The organism is Synechocystis sp. LEGE 06083, assembly GCF_015207725.1.
Classification (GTDB): Bacteria; Cyanobacteriota; Cyanobacteriia; order Cyanobacteriales; family Microcystaceae; genus Synechocystis; species Synechocystis salina.
The window spans coordinates 1-5,144 of record NZ_JADEWJ010000272.1; the positions used below are offsets into that span (position 1 = coordinate 1).

General features: G+C 47.8%; 5 protein-coding genes. All 5 read left to right on the forward strand.

What is annotated here, in order from left to right; translation table 11 throughout:
- Positions 1 to 230 (forward strand): TIGR03032 family protein (locus tag IQ219_RS16530; RefSeq protein WP_228017241.1); only part of this gene is annotated, 230 nt, incomplete at its 5' end.
- A 77-nt stretch (positions 231 to 307) separates the two neighbouring features.
- Entirely contained in the window at positions 308 to 511 is a 204-nt protein-coding gene (locus IQ219_RS16535; RefSeq protein WP_194021394.1) for a hypothetical protein, read from the forward strand.
- A complete protein-coding gene (locus IQ219_RS16540) occupies positions 512 to 1,570 on the forward strand; it encodes a TIGR03032 family protein (protein ID WP_194073329.1) in 1,059 nt (352 codons plus the stop codon).
- Between the two features lie 54 nt (positions 1,571 to 1,624).
- A complete protein-coding gene (locus IQ219_RS16545; RefSeq protein ID WP_194073330.1) occupies positions 1,625 to 4,273 on the forward strand; it encodes an integrin alpha in 2,649 nt (882 codons plus the stop codon).
- Positions 4,274 to 4,290: 17 nt separating this feature from the next.
- Positions 4,291 to 5,144 (forward strand): cadherin repeat domain-containing protein (locus IQ219_RS16550; RefSeq protein WP_194073331.1); only part of this gene is annotated, 854 nt, incomplete at its 3' end.

A 5,144-nucleotide genomic window follows, 5' to 3' on the forward strand; every position in this document is an offset into this window, starting at 1 on the left:
GTATTGGGGTCCATCAGGGCAAACTGCGGATGCGCTTTGCCCACTTTGACCAGGCCATGGGTTTGGCTCGTACTCCCAAGGGCATTGCGGTGGTGGATCTCCGCAATGGCCAGGTGGTTGGCACTTTTTTGTTCAATACCGGAGTGGAGGAAGGTTTTGCGGTGACGGTGCTACCGGGCTACCGTAATCCAGCCGTGATAGGCCCAGATCCCGAGTTGGATAATGTCTAATCGGTGTGGATGGTACTTGATTTTGTTACTTAGGCTTGTTTCTGTTTTTCTCTTAACCACATTCTGGTTGTTGTCCTATGTCCTTACTTGCTGACTATCTCAACGGTGTTTACACCTATCCTTCGGATTTTGCCCTGTCTGATTTGTTCTGGGCTAATTTTGGGGCAATTTACGGCACGGAATATGATTTTGCTAAGGCGGAGGCGATCTGCACTTGTTGGACTAGCGGGAATTTTGGTGCAATACCCCCGATTGAATTCATCAACAGAGAGGTAGGCTAATTGAAAACGGCAAACTCGCTAGAACTAAATGCCTCACGACAGTTTACCCCTTGGTTATACGACCAGAATATTAGTCTTGTCTTTACAACCTATCAAGCGGGCAAGCTGTTTTTTATTGGCTTACAGCCCGACGGTAAGTTGTCGGTGTTTGAGCGGAGTTTAGAGCGGTGTATGGGGCTTTATGTCCAGGGAAACAGTATTTATATCAGTTCGTTATATCAACTGTGGCGTTTTGAGAATGTGCTAGCGACCGGGCAAACCCATGATGGTTACGATGGGTTGTTCCTGCCCCAGATGGGTTATGTGACGGGGGATTTAGATATTCATGATTTGGTGGTCTGCCCGGATATTGCCGAGAAGCAGGCGGAGCAGTTGGTATTTGTTAATACACTGTTTAGTTGCCTGGGGACGATGAGTGAAAGCCATAGTTTTAAACCCTATTGGCAACCTCCGTTTATTTCTAAGCTGGCGGCAGAAGACCGTTGCCATCTTAATGGGTTGGCGGTCAGGGAGGGAAAACCGAAGTATGTGACCACGGTGAGCCGTTCGGATGTGGCGGATGGCTGGCGGGATAAGTGTATTGACGGTGGTTGTGTAATTGATATTGAGACTAATGACATTGTGGTGGAGGGGTTAACCATGCCCCATTCTCCCCGTTGGTATCGGGATAGGCTCTGGTTGCTCAATTCGGGGACGGGGGATTTTGGCTTTGTGGATTTGGAACGGGGGCAATTTGAACCGGTGGCGTTCTGTGCGGGTTATCAACGGGGATTAGCGTTTCACGGGGATTATGCGGTGGTGGGATTGTCCCAGGTGCGGAAAAACAAGACCTTTCGGAATTTGCCAATTAGTGACCGATTAACAGCCAAACAAGCGGAAGCCCGTTGTGGGTTGGTGGTGATTGACCTATGCACGGGGGATGTGGTGCATACGCTCCGCATTGAGGGGGTGGTGGAGGAACTCTATGACGTTCAATTTTTGCCTAATTTCCGTAGACCGATGGCCATTGCCTTCAAGACCGATGAGATTCGTCGGGTCATTACCGTGGATGACGGTTAGCCCCGCAGCTTTGATTTTCAATACTTAATTACTAACTTATTTTAATTAATTATTATGTCTAGCCTCAATCTTTCTGACTTAAATGGCAGCAACGGCTTCGTCATCAACGGTATTGATTTTGATGACCAGTCTGGTTTTTCAGTGAGTAGTGCGGGGGATGTTAATGGCGATGGCTTTGATGACCTCCTTATTGGTGCATTTGGAGGTGACCCCAATGGAGTAAGTGATGCCGGGGAAAGTTATGTGGTCTTTGGTAAGAGTGGTGGCTTTAGCAGTAGCCTCAATCTTTCCGACTTAAATGGTAGCAACGGCTTCGTCATCAACGGCATTGATAACATTGACTTTTCTGCTCGTTCAGTGAGTAGTGCGGGGGATGTCAATGGCGATGGCTTTGATGACCTCCTTATTGGTGCATTTGGAGGTGACCCCAATGGACAATTTAATGCCGGGGAAAGTTATGTGGTCTTTGGTAAGAGTGGTGGCTTTAGCAGTAGCCTCAATCTTGCCGACTTAAATGGTAGCAACGGCTTCGTCATCAACGGTATTGATGGAGGTGACTTTTCTGGTCGTTCAGTGAGTAGTGCGGGGGATGTCAATGGCGATGGCTTTGATGACCTCCTTATTGGCGCATACTTTGCCGACCCCAATGGACAAAGTAATGCCGGGGAAAGTTATGTGGTCTTTGGTAAGAGTGGTGGCTTTAGCAGTAGCCTCAATCTTGCCGACTTAAATGGTAGCAACGGCTTCGTCATCAACGGCATTGATCTAGCTGATTATTCTGGTCGTTCAGTGAGTAGTGCGGGGGATGTCAATGGCGATGGCTTTGATGACTTCCTTATTGGCGCAAATAGAGCCGACCCCAATGGACAATTTAATGCCGGGGAAAGTTATGTGGTCTTTGGTAAGAGTGGTGGCTTTAGCAGTAGCCTCAATCTTGCCGACTTAAATGGTAGCAACGGCTTCGTCATCAACGGCATTGATGGAAGTGACGCTTCTGGTCGTTCAGTGAGTAGTGCGGGGGATATCAATGGCGATGGCTTTGATGACCTCCTTATTGGCGCATACTTTGCTGACCCCAATGGAGTAAGTAATGCCGGGGAAAGTTATGTGGTCTTTGGTAAGAGTGGTGGCTTTAGCAGTAGCCTCAATCTTTCCGACTTAAATGGTAGCAACGGCTTCGTCATCAACGGCATTGATAACAGTGACTATTCTGGTTTTTCAGTGAGTAGTGCGGGGGATGTCAATGGCGATGGCTTTGATGACCTCCTTATTGGCGCAGTCTTTGCCGACCCCAATGGAGTAAGTAATGCCGGGGAAAGTTATGTGGTCTTTGGTAAGAGTGGTGGCTTCAGCAGTAGCCTCAATCTTTCCGACTTAAATGGTAGCAACGGCTTCGTCATCAACGGTATTGATTCTAATGACTATTCTGGTTTGTCAGTGAGTAGTGCGGGGGATGTCAATGGCGATGGCTTTGATGACCTCCTTATTGGCGCATACCGTGCTGACCCCAATGGAGTAAGTAATGCCGGGGAAAGTTATGTGGTCTTTGGCAGTGCCGACATTGGGGCTAGCGACATTGACAATAGTGCGCCCGTGCTGGATTTGAACGGAGCACAACTCTTTAACGGCTTCGTCATCAACGGTATTGATAGCAGGGACGATTCTGGTTATTCAGTGAGTAGTGCGGGGGATGTCAATGGCGATGGCTTTGATGACCTCCTTATTGGTGCATTTGGAGGTGACCCCAATGGACAAAGTTATGCCGGGGAAAGTTATGTGGTCTTTGGTAAGAGTGGTGGCTTTAGCAGTAGCCTCAATCTTGCCGACTTAAATGGTAGCAACGGCTTCGTCATCAACGGTATTGATCTATCTGATGATTCTGGTTATTCAGTGAGTAGTGCGGGGGATGTCAATGGCGATGGCTTTGATGACCTCCTTATTGGTGCATCTGGAGGTGACCCCAATGGAGTAAGTAATGCCGGGGAAAGTTATGTGGTCTTTGGCAGTGCCGACATTGGGGCTAGCGGCATCATTGAACTTACCTCAGATCCCCTATTCGTTAAAGATTTTAGTGCTGTTTTTCAGTCCGGTGCTGCCCCTGTGGCCATTGTGAGCCCCGGATTGACATTATCAGATGCAAATTCGGCGACCTTAGCCGGTGCCACCATTACGATCTCGAATCTCCTCGATGGCACTGATGAAGTTCTGAGTGCGACGGCAACGGGGCCGATTACCGTTAGTTATAGCAATGGTGTGCTCACGCTGGCGGGGAACGGTACGGTGGCTGAGTATGAACAAGTATTGCGGACGGTCACCTACAACAATACGTCTCCGAATATTGACACCACAGACCGTCTCATTACCTTTGTGGTCGATGACGGGAAAACGTTCCAAAATTTGAGCCAAGTCGTGACGACGACTCTTCGTATTCTGTCCAACAAGGCTCCGACCATTACCAGTGCCCCCACAGCTAGCTTTAATGAAAATGACACAGGGGTTGTTTACACTGTCACAGCCAATGACCCAGAAGGGGCAACCCTTACCTACAGTCTTGGGGGCATCGATGGGGCTTTATTCACCATTGATAGCAAGACAGGACAGGTAACCTTCTTAGCGCCTCCCGACTTCGAGGATTCCAATGATGACGTGACGATGGCGACAATGTTTACAACATCACTGTCACGGCTAACGATGGACTCGTAAACTCTAATTCTCAAGATGTGGCGATTACGGTCATTAATGTCAACGAAGCCCCAACGATTACCAGTGGTACGACAGCCAACTTTGCCGAAAATGGCATAGGAACCGTCTACACCGTCACCGCCACCGACCCCGAAAGTGACTCCATTACCTATGGTTTGGAAACAACAGGAGACTATCTCCTCTTTGACATTGACAGTAATACAGGCATAGTCACCTTTAAAACATCTCCTGACTTTGAAAATCCAACAGATATTGGGACGGATAACGTCTATGACATTACGGTAACGGCCAGTGATGGGTTACTGAGTGATTCCCAGGCGATCGTCATTACTGTCACAAACGTCAACGAAGCTCCCACCGATTTAGCCCTATCAGCTAACAGCATTAATGAGAATATCGATACAACTGGTGGAGTTCTTATTGGAGACCTCACCATTACAGACCCCGATGCCAGTGGTAACAATAATGTTTTAACCGTTGAAGGAACAGATGCCGCTAACTTTGAAATTCGCAACGGCAACCAACTATTCTTTATTGGTGCCAGTCCAGACTTTGAAACAAAACCCAGTTACGACATCACCATCAAAACCACCGACGGTGCATTAATTTATACTGAACCCTTCACCATTGCTGTCAATGATGTCAACGAAGCTCCCACCGATTTAAGTTTAGACAACACCAGCATTAATGAGAATATCGATACAACTGGTGGAGTTCTTATTGGAGACCTCACCATTACAGACCCCGATGCCAGTGGTAACAATAATGTTTTAACCGTTGAAGGAACAGATGCCGCTAACTTTGAAATTCGTAACGGCAACCAACTATTCTTCATTGGTGCCAGTCCAGACTTTGAAACAAAACCCAGTTA

What these genes read in the sequence shown, in the direction of transcription:
- IQ219_RS16545 (WP_194073330.1), top strand. Translation starts at nt 1,625, where the DNA reads ATGTCTAGCCTCAATCTTTCTGACTTAAATGGCAGCAACGGCTTCGTC.
- IQ219_RS16535 (WP_194021394.1), top strand. Translation starts at nt 308, where the DNA reads ATGTCCTTACTTGCTGACTATCTCAACGGTGTTTACACCTATCCTTCG.